This is a genomic window from Microcoleus sp. S13_C3 (assembly GCF_036700905.1).
Lineage (GTDB): Bacteria > Cyanobacteriota > Cyanobacteriia > Cyanobacteriales > Microcoleaceae > Microcoleus.
Window position 1 is genome coordinate 9,033 of the sequence record NZ_JAUBPT010000209.1, and the last position, 2,766, is coordinate 11,798.

General features: G+C 52.1%; 1 protein-coding gene. It reads left to right on the top strand.

Translation table 11 applies throughout. The features are described from left to right. A partial coding sequence (locus QUA16_RS33195; RefSeq protein ID WP_333181667.1) for a cadherin-like domain-containing protein occupies positions 1 to 2,766 on the top strand: 2,766 nt, incomplete at both ends.

The following is a 2,766-nucleotide window of genomic DNA, read 5'->3' on the forward strand; positions in this document are numbered from 1 at the left end:
CGGCGACGATACCGTGCTAGGCGGTGGCGGCAGCGACAACTGTGCAGGCGACGAGGGCGACGACAGCGTTAGCGGCGGCATCGGCGACGATACCCTGATGGGCGGCGACGGCAACGACAAGTGTGAAGGCGACGACGGCGACGACAGCGTGATGGGCGGTGCCGGCGACGACAGCGTGATGGGCGGTGCCGGCAAGGATACCCTCGTTACTGGCGACGGTAATGACAAGGCAGACGGCGGCGACGGCGACGACAGCGTTAGCGGCGGCGGCAACGGCGACGATACGCTGATGGGCGGCAACGGCAACGATACGCTGATGGGCGGTACTGGCAACCATACCTGTATAGGCGGTGCTGGAACTGACGTTTATGTCATGAGTAACAGTCCCTCTGGGGCAAAAGCAGTCATCACTGACTTCGCAGACAATGAGGACAAGTTTCTGCTGTTTGGCGACTTGAACTTTAGCAGCTTGACCTTTATACAAGTCGGTGCAAATACCGAAATTCGGGTCAATAACTTCGCCTTGGCGCTATTGTTGAATGTCAACGCAACGCTGATCACTGCTGGCGACTTTTTGGGAGTTAATCCTCAAACTCCAACTCAAACTCCAACTCAAACTCCAACTCCGGTTCAAACTCCCCCTCCGATTTTTAACCCTCCGCGAGCGGAAGTTAATCAGCCCTTGACTGCTGGTTCCAGTGGCGGTGAGCAAACTATTACTCGTGAGTTGTTGCGGTTTGTCGATGACGAGCAAGGTCCTGGCGGCACACTCTTCAAGCTAACCGAGCTGCCCGATGCTAAAACCGGCCAACTATTGGTTAAGGGAGTTCCAGCACAAGTCGGTTCTACCTTCTCTCAAGCAGACATTGACGCAGGCTTGGTGAAATTCAAAGCCGCAGTAGGTTTTGTCGGTGCGCTTAGTTTTGGTTTTGACGTTGACAACGGCAAAAGAGCTCTCATCAACCAGCGTTTTAGCTTGAATGTCGCTCAAAATGTCTTTAACTTTGCTGGCAATCCAGCACCTCAAGTTATTGTCGGTTCTCTGACGCTGGATAACGACATCGAAGGCGGCGATGGTGACGATAGCATTATAGGCGGTCAGGCCGACGACACAATCATCGCTGGCAAAGGCAAGGACACAATTAGAGGCGCCGATGGCGCTGACGAGATCGACGGCGACGATGATGATGACGATATCGACGGTGGCATCGGCGATGACACAGTAAGAGGCGGTGCTGGGAATGACACATTAACAGGCAATGAGGGCAATGACTCGATCGAAGGCGGCGAAGGAACCAATATTCTAACTGGGGGTGATGGAAAGAATCGCTTTATTTACCGCACTTCCCGCCAACAGATTCAAACAGTTGCAGAAGCTGACTTCATTACTGACTTTAAGGTCACTGACGATGTTTTAGAGCTCTCTACGGGAGCTTTTGGTAATCTCAGCGTTTCTAGCTTGACCCGACTGGAGATTACTGCTACTTCTACTGTGGGGTCGATCGGCAGCGCTAATTTGCTCGACTTCACCGCGGATATCACTGTTCGCAGCATCGCGTCTTTGCAACTGCGGTTTGCACAGTTGGGCGGCAACAACGACTCCCCTATTTTCTGTCAGTTTATAGATGCCGAGACCGGCCGTTCCGTGCTGGTATTTGCTTTTGAGACGCGCTTTGAAGTTGTCACCAGTTTCTCGGTGGACATTCGCCTGCAAGTCAGTAACTTTGTCTTCACCGGTACGCCACTAAATATTCCTGTCGGTACTGCTGGTGCTGACAATGTGGATTTCACCACTTCTCCGGCCCCAGTTAAGTACGATGGTTTAGCAGGCGATGACAAGATTGTCGGCAGCAATTTTAACGATAGCCTCAAGGGCGGCGACGGCAACGATACCATCACCGGCGGCCTCGGTTTGGATGTGCTAAGCGGCGGCAGTGGTGCGGATCTGTTTGTTTACAGGACAACTAAAGAAGGCGGCGATAAAATTTCCGACTTTACTGTTGGGGTAGACAAATTCGAGTTTAGCGCGAGCGCTTTCGGCAATTTGACTACGACTAACTTTGACGGTGTTAGCGGTTCAACTCCTGACATTACTGGCAAAGAGTTAGTGATTTTCACAGGGGGCAGTTATGCCTCTTTGCAAGATGCACAAGCTAAAGCCCTGGGCAATTCTACAACTGCTGGTTTCTTCGCCTTTACTAATGCGTCGAACGAAACAGAGTTGTATTTTGACTCGAACGGTACGGTGGCCGGTGGTTCTACCTTGATCGCGAATCTGGGTACTGCTGCTAGCAATCTGGGAACGGCGGACTTTGTATTTACAGGTACGATCGCATCTCCTGCTGGTACTACTACCAACTCAGGCAGCATTGTTGATTTAACTGCTGCAAATGCGGGTACTTTCGCGACAGCCGCATTTAACAACTTCGGTTCTGGTGTTGGTGGCTACAACTTCACCACTCCTGTCTTATTTACGGGCAATGACAGTGCTAACAGCGTCACCGGTACGGAATTTGCTGACATCATCAACGGTGGTGGCGGTGCAGATATTATCGACGGCGGCAGCGGTGCTGACATCCTCAGCGGCGGCAGCGGTGCAGATATTGTGACTGGCGGTGCTGGTGCGGATCTGTTTGTTTACAAAGCAACAGGCGAAGGCGGTGATACAATTACTGACTTTACCTCCGGGGTAGACAAATTCCAGTTTGTCAGCGGTGCTTTCGGCAATTTGACTACGACTAACTTTGACGGTGTTAGCGGTTCAAC